The sequence below is a fragment of the Paenibacillus sp. sgz302148 genome (assembly GCF_056120465.1).
The window spans coordinates 104492-122168 of the sequence record NZ_JBVYOJ010000020.1 but is presented as its reverse complement, the minus strand read 5'-3'; the positions used below and the strand labels follow the sequence as shown (position 1 = coordinate 122168).

The following is a 17677-nucleotide window of genomic DNA, read 5'->3' as shown; positions in this document are numbered from 1 at the left end:
GGAAGAAAAGGGGGAGCATGGATGGTCGACCAGATAGATTTGTTTGCAGACGAAGCGGAGCCGCAGAACATGGGCTATGATGCGGACGATATCCAAGTTCTCGAAGGACTTGTCGCCGTAAGGAAAAGGCCAGGCATGTACATCGGCAGCACGACTTCCTCCGGATTGCACCATTTGATCTGGGAAATCGTGGACAATGCCGTGGACGAGCATTTGGCCAAATTTTGTTCGCGTATCGATGTGACTATACATAAGAATAATGCGGTTACCGTGCAGGATAACGGTCGCGGCATTCCAACGGGCATGCATAAGACGGGCATTCCGACGCCGCAGGTCGTATTTACGATCCTGCACGCGGGAGGCAAGTTCGGCGGCTCCGGATACAAGAAGTCCGGCGGCTTGCACGGTGTAGGCGCTTCGGTAACGAACGCTTTGTCGGAATGGCTCGAGGTTGAAATATATCGCGAAGGCAAAATCCACAAGCAACGCTTCGAATATTGGGTTGACGAGGCAGGAAAAGAGCATGTCGGCGAGCCGACGAGCGGCCTGGAGATTACGGGAAAAACGAACAAAACGGGCACGAAGGTGACGTTTAAGCCGGATGAGCGAGTGTTTCAAGGCGGCATCAACATCAATTACGAGACGTTGTCCGAACGATTGCAGGAAATCGCTTTTCTGAACTCCGGCTTGATGGTCGTCCTCAAGGACGAGCGTTCCGGCAATCAGGAAACGTTCCAATACGAAGGCGGAGCGAAGCAGTTCGTTCAATTTTTGAACGAACAGAAGACCGTATTGCACGACGCCATTCATTTCGTAGCCGAAAAAGACGAAATCGAGGTTGAAGTGGCGCTGCAATATAATGACGGCTACACCGAAACGATCGCTTCCTTCGTCAACTCGATCCCTACGCGCGGGGGCGGTACGCACGAGACCGGCTTCAAGACGGCGTATACGCGCGTCATGAACGATTATGCCCGTAAAACCGCGATGTTGAAGGAGAAGGAGAAAAATCTCGAAGGCAACGACTTGCGGGAAGGCATGATGGCCGTCATCAACATCAAGATGTCCGAGGTCGAATTCGTCGGGCAGACGAAAGACCAATTGGGCAGCGCCGCGGCACGCAGTGCGGTCGACGCGGTTGTCGCCGAGAAGATGGCGTTGTTCCTGGAGGAAAATCCGCAAATCGCGCAAATGCTCGTCAAGAAGTCGATTCAAGCGGCCAGAGCGCGGGAAGCGGCACGCAAAGCACGCGAGGAAGTGCGAAGCGGCAAGAAGAAAAACGAAAGCTCGAATCTTGGCGGCAAGCTGACGCCGGCCCAATCGAAGGATTATACACGCAACGAGCTGTTCATTGTCGAAGGCGATTCCGCCGGCGGTTCGGCCAAGCAAGGGCGCGATTCGAAGCATCAAGCGATCTTGCCGCTGAAGGGCAAGCCGATGAACCCGGAGAAAGCGAAGCTTGCCGATATTTTGAAAAACGACGAATATCGGGCGATCATCAGCGCGATTGGAGCCGGCGTTGGTGCCGATTTCGAAGCGGAAGAGTCGAATTACGCGAAAGTCATTATTATGACCGACGCCGACATGGACGGCGCGCACATTCAGGTGCTGCTGCTTACGTTCTTCTACCGGTACATGAAGCCGCTCATTGATTCGGGCCGGGTCTATATCGCGCAGCCGCCGCTGTACAAAATTTCGCGTAAATCCGGCAAGCTGGAAACCGTCCGGTATGCATGGACGGACGAGCAGCTCGCCAACTATACGAAGGAATTCGGCAAAAACTTCGATCTGCAGCGTTACAAAGGTCTCGGCGAGATGAATCCGGAGCAGCTGTGGGAAACGACGATGGACCCGGAATCAAGAACGCTGCTGCAAGTGCAAATCGAAGACGCCGCAAAAGCGGAGCGCCGCGTGACGACGCTGATGGGCGACAAGGTCGATCCGCGCAAACGGTGGATTATCGAAAATGTCGATTTTACCGAGTTCGAAGAATAATCATCCGCTAAGAAGGTGGCAAATTGAGTTTACTTGAATCTTTTCTGCCGGCGTTTCTGGAAGAAGTGGTCGGCGACCGCTTCGGCCGGTATTCCAAATATATTATTCAAGACCGGGCGATTCCCGACGTTCGCGACGGGTTAAAGCCGGTTCAGCGCCGGATTTTGTACGCCATGTACGATGCGGGCAATACGCCGGACAAGCCGTACAGCAAATCCGCCAAAACCGTCGGTAACGTGATGGGTAACTACCATCCGCACGGCGATTCTTCGATTTATGAAGGCATGGTGCGGATGGCCCAGCCGTGGAAAATGGGCCACCCGCTCATCGACGGCCACGGAAACTGGGGTTCGCTGGACGACGATCCGCCAGCGGCGATGCGTTATACGGAAGCGCGCTTGTCGCAGATTGCGATGGAGATGCTGCGCGATATCGAGAAACGAACCGTACTGTTCAAGGACAATTTCGACAACACGGCGAAGGAGCCGGTCGTGCTGCCTTCGCGTTATCCGAATTTGCTCGTGAACGGCGTTAGCGGTATCTCCTCCGGTTTCGCGACGGAAATTCCGCCGCATAACATGCGCGAGGCGATTGACGCTTGCATCGCCATCATGGACGATCCGGACATTTCGCTGGAATCGCTCATGAACATCATTAAAGGGCCGGATTTCCCGACCGGCGGCATCATTATGGGCGAGGACGGCATCCGCGAAGCGTATGCGACCGGCAAAGGCCGCATTTATTTGCGCGCCAAAACGGCGATCGAAGATATGCGCGGCGGAAAGCAGCAAATCGTCGTTACCGAGATCCCGTATCAAGTCGTCAAATCCAGACTGGTGACGACGATCGAAAATATCCGGTTGGAGAAAAAAGTCGAAGGCATCGCCGAGGTACGCGACGAAAGCGGCCGCGACGGACTTCGCATCGTGATCGAGCTGAAAAAAGACGCCGACGCACAAGGCATTCTCGCGTATTTGCTCAAAAAAACCGACCTGCAGGTCACTTACAACTTCAATATGGTCGCGATCGTCAACAAGACACCGAAGCAGCTGGGCCTCAAAAGCATGCTGTCGGCGTACATCGAGCATCAGAAGGAAGTCGTAACGTTCCGAAGCCAATATGATCTCGAGAAAGCGCAAGATCGTGCGCATGTGATCGAAGGGCTCGTCAAGGCGCTGAATATCGTCGATGAAGTGATCGCAACGATTCGTGCTTCGAAAAACCGCCAGGATGCGCAGAAAAACTTGATCGACAAATTCGCGTTCACGGAACGTCAAGCCGATGCGATTCTGACCTTGCAATTATACCGTTTGACCAATCTCGAAATTACGACGCTGGAAAAAGAATTAAAGGAATTGCAGAAGACGATAGCCAATCTGCAAGCCATCTTGTCCAGCAACAAGAAGCTGCAATCCGTCATCAAGGACGAGCTGACCGAAATCAAGACGAAATACGGCATTGACCGCCGCTCGGAAATCCAGGGAGAGGTCGAGGAGCTGAAGGTCAATCTGGAAGTGATGGTGACGCCGGAGGATGTATACGTTACGCTTTCCGGCGAAGGATACGTGAAACGGACCAGCATGTTGTCGTTTACGCGCTCGGGCGGGGAATTCGACAACAGCGGCGTGAAGGAAGGGGACTACGTCCGTTACTTGATGGAAGTGAACACGACGTGGAACCTGCTGATCTTTACGCAGAAGGGACAATACTTCGTACTGCCGGTTCATCAAATTCCGGAATACAAATGGAAGGACAATGGAACGGCCATCGTCAACGTCATCCCGATTATGAAGGAAGACCGGATTGTTAGCGTCATTCCGCTGAAAGATTTCGATCAGCCGGACAAGTCGCTTGTTTTCGTGACGAAGCGCGGTCAAGTGAAGCGAACGGAGCTGAAAGACTATGCAACGACGCGGTCGACAGCGATCGCGGCGTGCAAGCTGAACGACGGCGACGAAGTGCTGAAAGTGCACCTCAGCGCCCAGCCGAAGGAAATCATCGTGATGACGAAGCTTGGCATGGGCATTCGTTTTGCCGAGAGCGAAGTGAATCCGATGGGACGCGTTGCAACGGGCGTAAGGTCGATTCAGCTGAAGGAAGACGACGAGGTGATCGCCGCGGAGTGGGTGGACGGCGACGAAGGCGAAATTCTGGTCGTGTCCGATCTTGGATATGCGAAGCGGTCGCTTGTACTGGACTACCCGGTCCAAGGAAGAGGGGGCAAAGGGGTTCAGACGTTCGAGTTCAAGGAGGGCAAGCGTGTCCGCCCGAACGGCAGCAAGCTCGTTAACGCGTTCTACTGCAAAGAGGCATATATGCTGACTGCATTAACGTCAAGTGGTAAACAGGTTCCTTTTGCAACCGAAGCGGCTCCGATCGACGAGCGCAAATCGGTCGGCAAAGTCATCGTGCCACTGGAAGCGAAAGACACCGTCATCGACGTGTTCAGAAGAAATCAATCGTAGGATTTATACGGCGGATCGAGCTTTTCGATCAGTTGCAGAGCGAGTTCCAATACGGCCCAAACCGGCATACTGTCATCGAGACGGTCCAGCCAGTTTGGGTCTTTGATTATGCCGAGCTCCAATGCCCGCTGGCCTATTTTCAGCTTCCATTGTTCCTGATCCATCGCTTTCACTCCAATACGTCGGTCCGGATAAAAGGCCTCGGTTCGCCATAAAACTACGCCTAATGCTGCATATTATGCGGATTCATGTCATTCCGTTCGTCTTCATATCGATTTATGTCGTAAAATATTAATTGCATTAATCTTTAAAAATAGTCCAATAAATGCTATAATTTACGACAAAGGTGGCATGAATATCAAAGTGGATCAGGTGATGAATATGTATTCAACCGAATTTGCGAAAATATGGTTCAAGCTGTCGAAGGAACTGAAAGCGCATATGGAAGCGGAGCTGGGACCGGCGCTTACGGAAGGGCAGTTGATCGTGCTCGAATATTTGCTGCTGCAAGAGCAGCCGGTTAAGCCTTCGGATTTGATACAGTTCCTGGAAACAACGCCAGCCGCGATTACTACGATATTGGATCGGATGGAGAAGAACGAATTAATCGCCCGTGAGCGGGATGCGGAAGACCGCAGGATCGTATGGATTCGGGTTACGGAGAAGGGAAAAGAAGAAGCGCGCCGAGGAACCGGGATCAGAGAAAGCTTCATCGGTTCGGCTCTGAATCGGATTTCGGCGCACAATCAGCAGCTGCTCGTTTATTTGCTTGGCAAAGTATCGAACATCTAAAAATATGATTATCGGGCAGGAGCTTCGTTCGCTGCCGTCACGTAGGATTCCAAATGCTGTTTCATCGCTTGAAGAGATTTGCTTAAGACATCGTAATCTTTGGCTTTAAGCATCGGATCGTTTCTTGCGGCGAGCAGCGGCTCGAGCGGCAATATTCGGTATTGCTTCTTGCCTTTGACCGCAGAGTTGCCGCTTGATTTCCTGTAAATATGAACCCAAGTCGGCATGGCGTGAACGTCGGTCAGTTCGATACCGCCATCCGGGAAATGCTTCTTAATCTTAACGGATAATATAACGCCATAATCGGTCGTATCGCCGGTTTGGTTCGAAATGAAGTTGCCGAGCGAATAAATGACGAGCCCTCGGTGCTTCGAGCCGTCGGCCGCCTGGGCTTCCACCATCTCGTACGGTTGTACGACGTGGGGGTGGCTGCCGAGAATGATATCCGCTCCGGACGCAATCAGTTTCCTCGCAATGTCCTTCTGTTGTTCATTGGCTTCTTTCTGGTATTCGAGGCCAAAATGCACCGCTACGGCGATGACATCGGCACCGGCTGCGCGCAGCTTGGCGATATCGCCCGCCATGCGCCGCTCGTCGATTAACGAAACGAGGTAAGATTTGCCCTGTGGGATCGGGATTCCATTCGTACCATAAGTATACGCCAGGATGCCCATGGCGATTCCGTTTTTTTCGACAATGACAGGCTTGTCCGCTTCTTCTTGCGAAGCTGCGGTTCCTTTCGTAACGAGCCCTTGTTCCTTCAAATGATCCAGCGTGCGAAGGACGCCTAACTCCCGGCGGTCAAGCGAATGATTATTCGCCGTCGTCAAAATATTAAATCCCGCTTTTTTGAGGGCGCTCGCCAGCTCCGGCGGCGCATTGAACATCGGGAAGCCGGTATATTTCAAATCCGCGCCGGCTAGAGGCGTCTCCAAATTGCCCCACACCCAATCCCCCTTGCTAAGTATCGGCTTAACTTCCGTGAAAAAAGAATCGAATGAGTACGTTTTGGAGACCGGATCATAACCGGCCGCGGTTTGCGGCGAATGCATCATAATATCGCCGACGGCAAGAAGCTTCGCTTCTTTTGTATACGATGGCTCCGTTTGCGAGCCAGGTTTTCCTTCGTTCGCGGATGGCGTCCCTGCAGAAGAATTGTCTTCACCTGATGGAGGTTCTGGAGGCTGTTTGGCGCCGGCAGGCGGTTTTGTTTCGCCTCGGCCCTGATCCGGCGAACCAAAAGGACTGCTGCATGATGTCAATGTCGTTACGATGATGAGCAGCAGACAAACCGTCATAAGTCTCATCCGCAGGAACGGTGGACGATTTGTTTGGTGCACGTGAGCATTCACTTCCTTTATCGTTTATTCATCGTACAAGCTGCGTACGTGCCGCCCGGTATCCCATGTGTTCCATGGGAAGACGTCGGGCGGGAAGGACCGGAAGACGAGCCGCTCCTTTGTGACGGGGTGATCGAATCCAAGCAAACAGGACCATAATGCAATTTGCTGACCTGGCTTCGAGAACTGCGTGCCGTATTTCTGATCGCCGTATAAAGGGCAGCCGATCGTCGCCATCTGCACCCGAATCTGATGCGGGCGCCCGGTCTGCAATTCGACGGCGACCAAACCGAGACCGTCATGCCGTTCTAGGAGCGTATAGTCGAGCACGGCTTCCTTGGCGCCTTCGGCGGACTTGGACACGACGGCGACGGTGTTGGTCCGGGCATCCTTCAGCAAATGGTGGACGAGCCGGCTTGAGCGCTGCGCCGGCGTACCGTTCACGACGGCTAGGTAGCGTTTCGCCATGGACCGGGTTCGAACCGCATCGGATAAACGGGAAGCCGCTTTGGACGTTTTGGCGAATACGATCGCGCCTCCGACGGGGCGGTCGAGCCGGTGAACGAGTCCGAGGTAGACGTTGCCCGGTTTGTCGTAACGAACCTTCAGATCCTGCTTCAATAAGGTGAGCAAATCGAGATCCCCCGATTCATCCTCCTGTGTCGGCATATTGACAGGCTTCTCGACGACAAGCAAATGGTTGTCCTCATATAGAATCGGGACAGAGGGCACCGGCCGTTGCGCTTCACGTCCGTTCATCTTTATGCCTCCCAGCGGCCCAATATGCCGCATGGCAGCGTTAAGCCGGAAGCGGTAATCGGCAGGCCGATTTCGCCGCTCGTGATCGTTCCTCCGAACTTGCGGGATAACGCCATCGACAAAATGTTGTGAATGACGGTTGGCGATAATCCGGCCGTATACGAATTGACGAGCATGAATAATGGGTTGTTCGATAATATGGTGGTGCAAAATTCAATAAACGGGAACAGGTCGTTTTCCAGCTTCCACATTTCGCCGTTCGGGCCGCGACCGTAGGACGGAGGGTCCATAATGATGGCGTCGTATTTATTGCCGCGGCGTTGTTCCCGTTGAACGAACTTGAATACGTCATCGGTAATGAAACGAACGGGACGGTTCTCGAGACCCGAGAGCTGTACGTTTTCCTTGCACCACTGCACCATGCCTTTAGCCGCATCGACGTGGCATACTTCCGCGCCGGCATATGCAGCGGCAACCGTGGCGCCGCCCGTGTAGCCGAACAGGTTCAATACTTTGATCGGCCGGTTCGCGCTCTGGATCTTGTCCATCATCCAGCGCCAGTTGACCGCTTGCTCCGGGAACAATCCCGTATGCTTGAAATTGGTCGGCCGAATGTGAAAGCGGAGCTTGTCATACGATATCGTCCAGCGCTCCGGCAGCGTCGATTTCATATCCCATTGTCCGCCACCCGAAGAGCTTCGGTGATAATGTCCGGCTGCTTGCTTCCACTCCGCCGTTTCTTGACGAAGCGGCCAAATAATTTGCGGGTCCGGCCTGCGCAGCACGACGTTCCCCCACCGTTCCAGCTTTTCGCCGCCCCCGGTATCCAGCACTTCGTAATCTTTCCAATCTTGAGCCATAAACATCATCAGCGAATTCCTTCCTTTATTCGAATTGGTACTATTGTATAACAGGGTTCCAGCCGTTATCCAGCGTCACGACGAATATTATATCGAGATTCGTGTCGATATTTCAAATGATTTGTTTTAAACTAGTAGTATTTGAGATGAGTTGGGGGATATCATCCCCGGCGATACGGCGTCGATTTTTGTTACCGGTCACATGACTGCAGTGACTATCGGCTGTGACTTCTTTTCGATATAGTATAGACTAGAACGAGCAACATCATAAGGTAGGGAAAGCCGATGAATAATAAGGAACAATTTTTCGCGGAGTTGGATGAACGGCTCAAGCATATACCGGAGCAGGAACGCGGGCACATCACCCGCGTGTACGAGGAGCTTTTTCAACGAGCGCTCGAAAATGGAAAAAACGAATCGCAGGTTGTCGAGATGCTGTCCTTTCAACGGACGATGTATGGAGATCCGGGATTCACCGCCAGAGCCGAAAGTTCTTGGAGTACACGTTCCGTTCTGGCTTCGATCGGATTGATTTTGTTCAATCTCGTCTTTATTGCAGGACCGGTCATCGCTTTTGGCGGCGTGCTTCTGGCGCTGGCGGTCGCGTCATTTGCATTGCTCATCGCGCCGCTGGCCCTAGTACTGGACTTCGACATATGGAATAACGGAACCGAATTGCTATTCGGACTGTTCACAGGATTGACATGCTTCGGCTTAGGCATGCTCCTCGGCCTCGGCACCCTATATACAATCAAAGCGTACTTTCGCCTTGTGGGACAATACTTTCGATTCAACGTACGCATCGCGAAGGGGGGGAATGCACGATGAAATGGAGACCGAAGCTGTGGGCCTTCATCGGATTGATTGCGTTTATCGCAGGTGTCGTCGGCCTCGGCGTAATGATCTCCGGCAATCATCGCCTTGTTGAGCGAAAGACGTTGAATTTGGAAGAGCGCATTCCGGTTCAATCGATCACTCATTTAACGATCAAATCCGATGAGCCGAACGTTGAATTTGTGCAGACGGATAGCGATGAGATTACGGTTCAAATGTTAGGCAAGATGAATACGAAGGATTTCGAGGATTGCAAAATCGAGATCGAAGGGAGAGGCACCGAATCGGCGACCATTTCGATTCGCACGGAAAAAGACTTTTCGATTGGCGTGGACTTATTGCGGCTGGTCGATATGCTGACTTTAAGCAAAGAAGAACGCCCGCATGTCGTCATTTCGCTGCCTCGCAAGAAATTCGATGAATTCAACGTGGATGTGAGCTTAAGCAGCATTGATTTGCCGGAAATCCACGCGGATCGCGTGCGGATTGAAACGGACACGGGCAATGTGCGGATCGGTTCCATTGTGGGGGCCGATATCGAGGTTGCTTCCAATCTCGGCGACATCGATCTATTGTCGGCCCAAGCGGATACGCTTGAAATTCAATCGGATACGGGCGATATCGAGGTAAAGAGTCTGAAAGGCAAGCTGCTGACAGTCTCTTCGAATTTGGGGAATATCGATATACGGGATACGGATGCCAAGATGAATCTGAATACCGATACGGGTGACGTATATGTCGACGTTCCTGCCGTTGTGAACGACATCGTCATTTCATCGGATCTGGGCGATATCGATGTCCTCGTGGCGAAAGCGCCGGCGAATCTGGTGCTGAATATGAATTCGGATATCGGCAAAGTAAAAACAAACCTTCAGAACGTACAGTTCGATCATCGTGATCAGCATAGTACGGAAGGTTCAATTGGCAACGGAGGTCCTGTCGTCAAATTGCAGTCGGATACAGGAAACATTACGCTGCGTACGGATTAGTTTTTGTTTTTGATGACGGACATCATCATATCGATTTTTGTTTTTCGCTCGCAATTGTCGAGCGTATTCAAGAAATTGATAATTTCGACGGTGTCCTCCGGCACTCCCGGCTTGTCGCTCGTATCTCTGCCGATGATGTAATCCAGCGATACGTCGTAAAATGACGCGAGCTTCAGCAATGTTTCATACACAGGCTGCCGGTTGTTGATTTCATAATGACTGTAAGCGGAACGAGTAATTCCAATGTGCTTGGCGACTTCTTCCTGAGAAATGCTTCGCTTGAGCCGAAGCTGTCTCAATCGGTTTCCCATCGTCATGGTCGGTTGCTCCTTACGTAACGTTCGCTACTATAACTAGTAACAGTTCGAATAGATTTATACTACTACTAGTAATTTATGATACAAAACGTATCATGTCAAGAGTTCTTTTACAAAATGGTTAAAATAATGTGGATAATCGGCTGTTTGGAAGGGTGGTGGGGTGGTTTGAAGCTGTCAATGGAATGCGAATGCGGCAATAAGGTTGACTTTTTTAGCTTTGGAGAAATGGATGAAACCGGGGCCGAATCGGTTGAGATTGAGGATGACGACCGGTTTTCCTTATCGCCGGACCGTAAGGGACTGCGTGTAGTCTGCAAATTTTGCGGGTATAAGTATGTAATAAATGCGACATAATGTATCGAAAAATCGATACGGAAAAGCCTTGACCCGCGGTGGGTCAAGGCTTTTTTTGCGATATAAAGTTCGGGGTCCCCGCAAAGTACCTGAATAGCTTCGAAGCGAAGCTCCACTTTGTGGGGATTATCTGTATTCAGAGGGGTGCTGTTCTATAATCACTCCGGTTGTCCGCCGAACGAGCCCGCGGGATAATGAAAGCACGATCGATTTGGATTTAGCAAGGATTACAACAAGAGGTGAGTTACATCAAAACGATACCCATGAACACGAACAATGCAACAGCCGCGCCTCCGCGGAAAAAATCGTATTTCCGCAAACTGGGCAAGCAATACCAGCTGCTGCTCATGTCGGTACCTTTCATTCTCATTCTGGCATTGTTCAGCTACGTGCCGCTGTGGGGCTGGATTATGGCCTTCCAAAATTATTCGGTAGGCAAGGGCATCCTGGGCAGCCCATTCGTCGGCTTTGAAAAATTCGTCCAGCTGTTCCAGGACGAAACCTTTTACCATGTGCTGCGCAATACGCTTGCGATGAGCATCATGAGCTTGATCAGCGGTTTTATCGGCGCGATCGTACTCGCGCTGCTGCTGAACGAAGTACGCAAGCATTTTTTCAAAAGAACGATTCAAACGATCACGTACATCCCGCATTTCGTGTCGTGGGTCGTTATCGCCAACATCGTCCTGATCACGTTGTCTCCTGACGGCGGGATCGTCAACGATTTGCTGATGCGCTTCGGCATCATCGACCAGCCGATTTATTTTATGGCCAAAGGCTCTTGGTTCTGGGTCATCCATACGCTAGCGGGTTTATGGAAGGAGCTCGGCTGGAGCACGATCATCTATTTGGCGGTACTCGCCGGCGTCAACTCCGAGCTGTATGAAGCGGCGGAAGTCGACGGCGCCGGGCGCTTCCAGAAGATGTGGCACATTTCCATACCGGGCATATTGCCGACAGCCGTGCTGCTGCTGATTCTTTCGACGGGGAACATCATCGCGACGGGCTACGAATCGCAGTTTTTGCTCGGCAACGGTTTAGTCATCGACTACTCTCAAGTGCTTGACCTGTACGCGCTCGATTATTCCTTCAGCATCGGCGAATATTCCTACGGGGTTGCGATCAGTATGTTCAAGTCGATCGTCAGCATCATCCTTGTCGTAGGGGTCAATGCGATTGCGAAAAAATTGACGGACGTCAAGGCGTTTTAAGAGAGGTGAGATGAACAGCATGTACCAAACGAGAAGTTTTGTCGACCGATTGTTTTCCGTATGTAACTATAGTTTCCTAACCGTTCTGGGCATCGTAACCTTGTATCCGTTCATCAACTTGCTCGCCGTTTCTTTAAACGAATCGCTGGATACGCTGCGCGGAGGCATTTATCTATGGCCTCGCAGCTTCACGCTGGAAAACTACAAAATTATTTTTCAGAATGAAAGCTTGCTCTCGGCTACCTTCGTATCGATTTCGAGAACGGTGCTTGGCACCGCATTATCGGTCATTTGCACGACGATGCTGGCGTACACGCTGAGCCGCAAGGAATTCATGCTCCGCAAAGCGTTCAATTATGTTCTGATCATCAGCATGTACGTCAACGGCGGTCTCATTCCCTATTATTTGCTGATCAAAGACCTGCACCTGAACAATACGTTTCTCGTGTATATCATACCGGGCTTGATCGGGGCGTTTAACGTCATCATTATTCGCAGTTATTTCGACCAGTTGCCGGAAGGCATCATCGAATCGGCGCGGATGGATGGGGCGAACGATTTTCAAGTGTTGTTCCGCGTCATTCTTCCGATCAGCATGCCGGTTATCGCAACGATTACGCTGTTCGTTTCGGTCGGCCACTGGAATTCTTGGATGGACAACTATTTGTACAATTCGAAAGCGAGCTTGTCGCTCTTGCAGTTCGAGCTGATGAAAATATTGATGCAATCCGTGCAGCAGGTCACATCCGAAGCTTCGACCTCCGGCCGAATCGACCAGAACCTGCTCAATATGGTGACACCGCAATCGATCCGCGCCAGCATGACGATTATTGTTACGGTACCGATCCTGTTCGTATACCCGTTCATGCAGAAATATTTCATCAAGGGCATTACGGTTGGCGCGATGAAAGAATAGCCGTTTCGCTTCCAGCGTTATCGTTCGGGCATCGCCTGATGATATAATAAAAATCTTCTAGGGGGAACATGCAAATGAAGAAGAAATTATCGTTATTTCTTACCGTCATGCTCGCATTTGCGGTTGTCGTTGCCGGTTGTTCCAGCAATGACAAAACGGAAGGCGATGGCAAGTCGCAAGACGGTACCGCTTCCGGCAACGGGCCGGTGAAGTATACGATCGACGTCTTGGACTCCAAGCTGACTTGGGACAACAACGTGTCGCAGAAGCTGACGGAAAAAACCGGCGTTTCGCTCGAATACGTGCCGATCGTCGGCGACCGCAACCAGAAGCTCGACCTGTGGCTTGCCGGCGAGGACTATCCGGACGTTATCATTATGCAGCCGAGGCATATCGGCAAATATCGCGATGCGGGCGCAGTCATCCCGCTCGAGGATCTGATCGACCAATACGGTCCGAACATCAAGAAGAAATTCGGCAAATATTTCGATCTGCTCAAAGATGCGGACGGGCATATTTACTCGCTATACAGCCCCGTTCTGACAACGGAAACGCCGGCGGACGTGCAAGGCTACTTCGCGGTTCAATACGACGTGCTGAAGGAAGCCGGCTACCCGGAAGTGAAAACGCTCGAGCAGCTGTTCGACGTGCTGAAAGCCTACTATGAGAAACATCCGACGATCGACGGCCAACCGACGATTCCGTTCTCCGGTATGGGCGGCGCGGACAGCCCGGACAGCATTTTGAACAACCCTGCTTACTTTGCCGGGGGTACTCCGGACCACTCCTGGTTCCTGATAGACAAGGACAACAACGTGACGATGAACGTCACTTCGGATTACACGAAGAAGTACTATCAATTCTTGAACAAGCTGTACAATGCCGGTATGCTGGACAAAGAATTCTTCACGCTGAACGCGGACGGCGCTCAGGCGAAGCTTGCGCAAGGCCGTATTCTGGCCGGCTGGATTCCGTCCTGGTTCAAGGGCGGGGCGGAGAACGCGCTGAAAGCGGCGGGCAAAAACGAGCGTTTATTCGCGAACCTGCCGATTCTATTCGACGAGAATACGGAGAACCATACGAACACCATTACGCCAACGAACTCGAATAATAACTGGAGCATTTCGAAAAATGCGAAAAACCCGGAACGCGTCATCCAATTCATCGACTACTTGTTGTCGGATGAAGGGCAAAAGCTGATCAACTGGGGCATCGAAGGCGTCCATTACGACGTGAAGGACGGCAAGCGCGTTCGCAATGCGGAATACGCGGCGAAGATCGCCGCCAATCCGGATTTAGGCTACAAAGACGGTCCCTCTGGTCCATACACATCGTTTACGGTAGGCAACGGCGCCAAGCTCGAAGACGGCGATTATGCGACGCCGCTTACGAAAGATTACGTGGCAAGCCAATACGCCCCGGCGACCAAAGAAATACTTGCGAAATACGGCAAACAAGTATGGGCCGATTTCTTGCCGAAGCCGGAAGTGATTCCGGCGTACATCTGGCAGCTGAACGAGCCGACGGAAGGGCGCGCGGAGAGAAAACGGATCGAGCAAGTGTACAAAAAAGAATCGCCGAATATTATTTTCGCCAAGGACGCCGCGGAATTCGAAGCAAGATGGAACGCTTATGTCGAGCAAGCGAAAAAAGCGGGTACCGAAAAAGTCGAGAAGGCTTATACGTCCGTTTGGAAAAATTACATCGAGCAGTATAATAAAGCGGTAGGCCAATAAGAATTAAAGCCTCACATCCTGAAATTGTCAAAGGGTGTGGGGCTCTTTGGCTGCATAATTTACGTTTTTTACGGAAAATCCGATGCTGGAGTTCGCAGGCTTTCAGAAGATTACCGAAGCGGTGAAGGCGTCTCCTTGGTATAAGGCGTACCACACGAATCCGAAAGCCGTCCGTTTATGGTGGCCGGTCGTTTACGATTCGTTCAAAAAAATCGGCACGATCTCGCTTACTCAGCGCCTTAACAACTTGAATCCGAGCGCGGAGCTGTACGTCACGCTGGAGGTGGATGTGCGCTTGCTCTATAACCTGATCGCCAGCGAAAACAGCAATAATCGGTTTATTGCGGCTTTGCCGGACGGCAGCATTCTGATGGACAGCCACAGTCGGGGCAGTTACGGAAACAATTTGAACAGGGAGTGGTTTGCGGACAAGCTTGCCGATCAAGATTCGGGCAGCGTGTTTGTCGAAAATGACGGACGATCGTACTTGCTCGTTTATCAGACGCTGCACTCGCGCAGCAGCGTGCGCGGCATCAAGGTAATGTCCTTGATCCCCGCCGATTCTTTGCTGGAGAACGCGAATGAACTGAAGCGGGTGGCGATCATCCTGCTCATCACCGCCGTGCTCGTCACGATGATCGTCATATATATCATTTCCCAGCGCCTGACCAAAGGACTCATGGCGCTTGCCAGCGGCATGAAAAACGTCAATATGGAGCAGCTGAAGCCGATCGCGGAAATCAAAGGCAATGACGAGGTTAGCGCCTTAGGTTTTATTTTCAACAACATGATTGCCCGAATGTCCCGTCTCATAACGGAAGTGTACCAATCGGAAATCAATAATAAAGAACTGGAGCTGAAGACAAGGGAATCCGAGCTATACTCGCTGCAGACGCAAATCAATCCGCATTATCTGTATAACACGTTAAACGCGATTCGCGGCAACTTGCTGGAGAAAGGCGACAAGCAAAACGCCGAGATGGTGAAGCTGCTCGCGCAGTCGTTCCGCAACGTGCTGGGCAAAGGCGGTCAAATGATTACGCTGAACGAAGAGCTTGACATCATCGATACGTATTTGAAGATCCAGTCGTTCCGATTTGCCGAACGGCTTGTTTACACAATCCAAGTATCCAAGGAGCTGCAGCATTTCAAAATCCCGAGGTTGTCGCTGCAAACGCTGGTCGAGAACGCCATCGTTCATGCACTGGAGAAAAACGAGGAGCAGACCATTATTACGATCCGGGCGAATATCGTCGATGCGGACACGTATCGCATTGATGTCGAGGACAACGGCCCGGGCATGTCGCCGGAAAGGCTTGCCGAGGTGAACGAGTGGCTGAACGACGTGTCCGACGCGGCGGGCGGGAAGCATATCGGGCTTCGCAACATTCAACAACGGGTGAAGCATATATACGGCACAAAGTACGGCTTGCGCATCGAAAGCGCGTTAGGCGCAGGCACGAAAGCGATGCTGCTGCTTCCGGTATCGGAATAAGTCCAAGGAGGATTGGAGCATGTTGAACGTTTTGTTGGTTGACGATGAGCCCGGCGCGATCAAAGCGATGAAATATTTGCTGGATTGGGAGCAATACGGCTTTGCCGTTGCAGGCGAGGCGGCGAACGGGAGGCAGGCGATCGAACTGCTGGAGCAGCACGACTACAAACTGATGATTACCGATATCCGGATGCCGGGCCTCAGCGGGCTGGAGCTGATCCAACGCATCCGCCGGTTTTCGCAAATCCCGATCATCGTCATGAGCGGATATGAAGAATTCGATTATGTGAAAGAATGTATGAAATACGGCGTGAAGGACTATTTGCTCAAACCTGTGGCCGAAGAGGACTTAAGCCGGCTGCTGACGACGATCAAATCGGAAATATCGCATGAGACGCTGCTGCACAAGCAGCTGTACCACGGCATTCCCGCCATGCGGGACCAGATGCTGAAGCGTTGGGTGCACGGCTACGTGCGGGAGGAGGAAATCGAAGACCAATTCCGGATGATGTACATGAGCACGGAGGGCAAGACCAGCGTCTGCTGTTTGGTCGTAGAGATGGACTTTATGGATACGGTCGATTCGTTCTGGACCGATTCCGAAATCCAGATCAAACGATTTGCCGCCCGCAACGTCATAGAGGAGGTCATCGGCGCCGCAGGTTATTTGTTCGAGGAATCCGAGGAGCGGTACGGACTCGTTTTGTTCGGCGGGTTCGATACCGATGAGCAGGAAGTCACCGCCGTTGCCGAAGCCGTGCGAGACAATGTGATCAAATACGCGAAGGTATCCGTCGCAATCGGCATCGGGGAAATCGTAAATGCCTATAAGGATGCGGTCAAATCGTTTTATTCAGCCGAAAAAATGCTGGAGCGCAAATTTTTTCTCGGGAAGGAATCGATCATCGCGAGCAGTGCGTTTGCCGGCGAATTCCGGCGCAACGACCTGGCCGGCGTGCAGGAGGTGCAGCATATTCTCCAAGCCGTAGAGCACGGCGATAAGGAGGAATGCCGTCGTCTGCTTAAGCTGCAAATGGAACGGTTTGCGGCCGCCGAAGCGCCCAAATCGCTTGTTCGTTCCACCGTGCTGGAGCTGTTCGCCGGATTGTTTCACCTCGTGCGGGAGAAAGGAAGCAGCCCGGAGAAGGCGTTCGACTCCGACCGTAACGATTACAGGATCATCGTGGATTCCAAAACGATGCAGCAGCTGTTCGGTTATGCCGCGCAGAAATGTATCGAAGTGATCGATTTGCTCGATGCAGCCAAGCCGTCTCAGCCCGCGACGACGATGGAGATCGTGAAAAAAATCGTGGACGAGGACTATGGCACCAACTTAAGCTTGAAAAGCATCGCGGAGCAGATTTATATGAATCCCGCTTATCTCGGACAGCTGTTTAAATCCAATGAAGGCATTTCGTTCAACGATTATTTGATGCGGGTCCGGATGGAGCGGGCCAGGCAGCTGCTTCGAAGCACGGACAAGAAGGTATACGAGATCGCATTGGAGGTCGGATACCGGGAACTGGACTGGTTCTATAAGAAGTTCAAGGAATACGCCGGGGTCAGCACAAGCGAATACCGCGCCGCGCCATAACAGAATGGGATGATTTC

Annotated in this window: 15 protein-coding genes; 10 read left to right on the top strand and 5 right to left on the bottom strand. The window is 51.9% G+C overall.

Annotated features, from left to right (window positions below; translation table 11 throughout):
- Nucleotides 1-21 precede the first annotated feature (21 nt).
- A complete protein-coding gene (gene parE / locus AC0LWM_RS25805; protein ID WP_474677886.1) occupies nucleotides 22-1995 on the top strand; it encodes a DNA topoisomerase IV subunit B in 1974 nt (657 codons plus the stop codon).
- A gap of 23 nt (nucleotides 1996-2018) precedes the next feature.
- Nucleotides 2019-4460, top strand: coding sequence for a DNA topoisomerase IV subunit A (gene parC / locus AC0LWM_RS25800; RefSeq protein WP_474677885.1), 2442 nt, complete (start codon nucleotides 2019-2021; stop codon nucleotides 4458-4460).
- Here the strand turns inward: parC and AC0LWM_RS25795 are convergent.
- Nucleotides 4451-4624, bottom strand: coding sequence for a hypothetical protein (locus AC0LWM_RS25795; RefSeq protein ID WP_474677884.1), 174 nt, complete (start codon nucleotides 4622-4624; stop codon nucleotides 4451-4453). The genes parC and AC0LWM_RS25795 overlap by 10 nt on opposite strands.
- Nucleotides 4625-4841: 217 nt before the next feature.
- Here AC0LWM_RS25795 and AC0LWM_RS25790 point away from each other — a divergent pair, with 217 nt between their 5' ends.
- Nucleotides 4842-5252 (top strand): MarR family winged helix-turn-helix transcriptional regulator, encoded by a 411-nt coding sequence (locus AC0LWM_RS25790; RefSeq protein ID WP_474677902.1) that lies wholly within the window; start codon nucleotides 4842-4844, stop codon nucleotides 5250-5252.
- An 8-nt stretch (nucleotides 5253-5260) separates the two neighbouring features.
- Here AC0LWM_RS25790 and AC0LWM_RS25785 read toward each other — a convergent pair whose 3' ends face one another.
- From AC0LWM_RS25785 to AC0LWM_RS25775, 3 genes are read right to left on the bottom strand one after another with little or no spacing between them, the layout of a single operon-like run.
- Nucleotides 5261-6592, bottom strand: coding sequence for a CapA family protein (locus AC0LWM_RS25785; RefSeq protein WP_474677883.1), 1332 nt, complete (start codon nucleotides 6590-6592; stop codon nucleotides 5261-5263).
- Nucleotides 6593-6616: 24 nt separating this feature from the next.
- Nucleotides 6617-7351, bottom strand: coding sequence for an RluA family pseudouridine synthase (locus AC0LWM_RS25780; RefSeq protein ID WP_474677882.1), 735 nt, complete (start codon nucleotides 7349-7351; stop codon nucleotides 6617-6619).
- A 2-nt stretch (nucleotides 7352-7353) separates the two neighbouring features.
- Nucleotides 7354-8217: a class I SAM-dependent methyltransferase gene (locus AC0LWM_RS25775; RefSeq protein WP_474677901.1), complete on the bottom strand. Its 864-nt coding sequence runs from the start codon at nucleotides 8215-8217 to the stop codon at nucleotides 7354-7356.
- A 279-nt stretch (nucleotides 8218-8496) separates the two neighbouring features.
- Here AC0LWM_RS25775 and AC0LWM_RS25770 point away from each other — a divergent pair, with 279 nt between their 5' ends.
- Both AC0LWM_RS25770 and AC0LWM_RS25765 read left to right on the top strand, forming a co-directional pair.
- Nucleotides 8497-9039, top strand: a complete 543-nt coding sequence (locus tag AC0LWM_RS25770; protein WP_474677881.1) for a DUF1700 domain-containing protein — start codon at nucleotides 8497-8499, stop codon at nucleotides 9037-9039.
- Complete coding sequence (locus AC0LWM_RS25765; RefSeq protein ID WP_474677880.1) at nucleotides 9036-10034, top strand: DUF4097 family beta strand repeat-containing protein; 999 nt, start codon at nucleotides 9036-9038, stop codon at nucleotides 10032-10034. Before AC0LWM_RS25770 ends, AC0LWM_RS25765 begins: the two co-directional genes overlap by 4 nt.
- Here AC0LWM_RS25765 and AC0LWM_RS25760 read toward each other — a convergent pair.
- Nucleotides 10031-10351, bottom strand: a complete 321-nt coding sequence (locus AC0LWM_RS25760; protein WP_474677879.1) for a helix-turn-helix domain-containing protein — start codon at nucleotides 10349-10351, stop codon at nucleotides 10031-10033. The genes AC0LWM_RS25765 and AC0LWM_RS25760 overlap by 4 nt on opposite strands.
- Nucleotides 10352-10956: 605 nt before the next feature.
- Here AC0LWM_RS25760 and AC0LWM_RS25755 point away from each other — a divergent pair.
- The 5 genes from AC0LWM_RS25755 (at nucleotide 10957) to AC0LWM_RS25735 (ending at nucleotide 17660) form a co-directional block, all read left to right on the top strand.
- Nucleotides 10957-11919, top strand: coding sequence for an ABC transporter permease (locus AC0LWM_RS25755; protein WP_474677900.1), 963 nt, complete (start codon nucleotides 10957-10959; stop codon nucleotides 11917-11919).
- Between the two features lie 19 nt (nucleotides 11920-11938).
- Nucleotides 11939-12835: a carbohydrate ABC transporter permease gene (locus AC0LWM_RS25750; protein ID WP_474677878.1), complete on the top strand. Its 897-nt coding sequence runs from the start codon at nucleotides 11939-11941 to the stop codon at nucleotides 12833-12835.
- Nucleotides 12836-12909: 74 nt separating this feature from the next.
- Complete coding sequence (locus AC0LWM_RS25745; RefSeq protein ID WP_474677877.1) at nucleotides 12910-14571, top strand: extracellular solute-binding protein; 1662 nt, start codon at nucleotides 12910-12912, stop codon at nucleotides 14569-14571.
- An 82-nt stretch (nucleotides 14572-14653) separates the two neighbouring features.
- A complete protein-coding gene (locus AC0LWM_RS25740; protein ID WP_474677876.1) occupies nucleotides 14654-16066 on the top strand; it encodes a sensor histidine kinase in 1413 nt (470 codons plus the stop codon).
- 19 nt (nucleotides 16067-16085) lie between these two features.
- Nucleotides 16086-17660: a response regulator transcription factor gene (locus AC0LWM_RS25735; protein WP_474677875.1), complete on the top strand. Its 1575-nt coding sequence runs from the start codon at nucleotides 16086-16088 to the stop codon at nucleotides 17658-17660.
- Nucleotides 17661-17677: the final 17 nt, after the last annotated feature.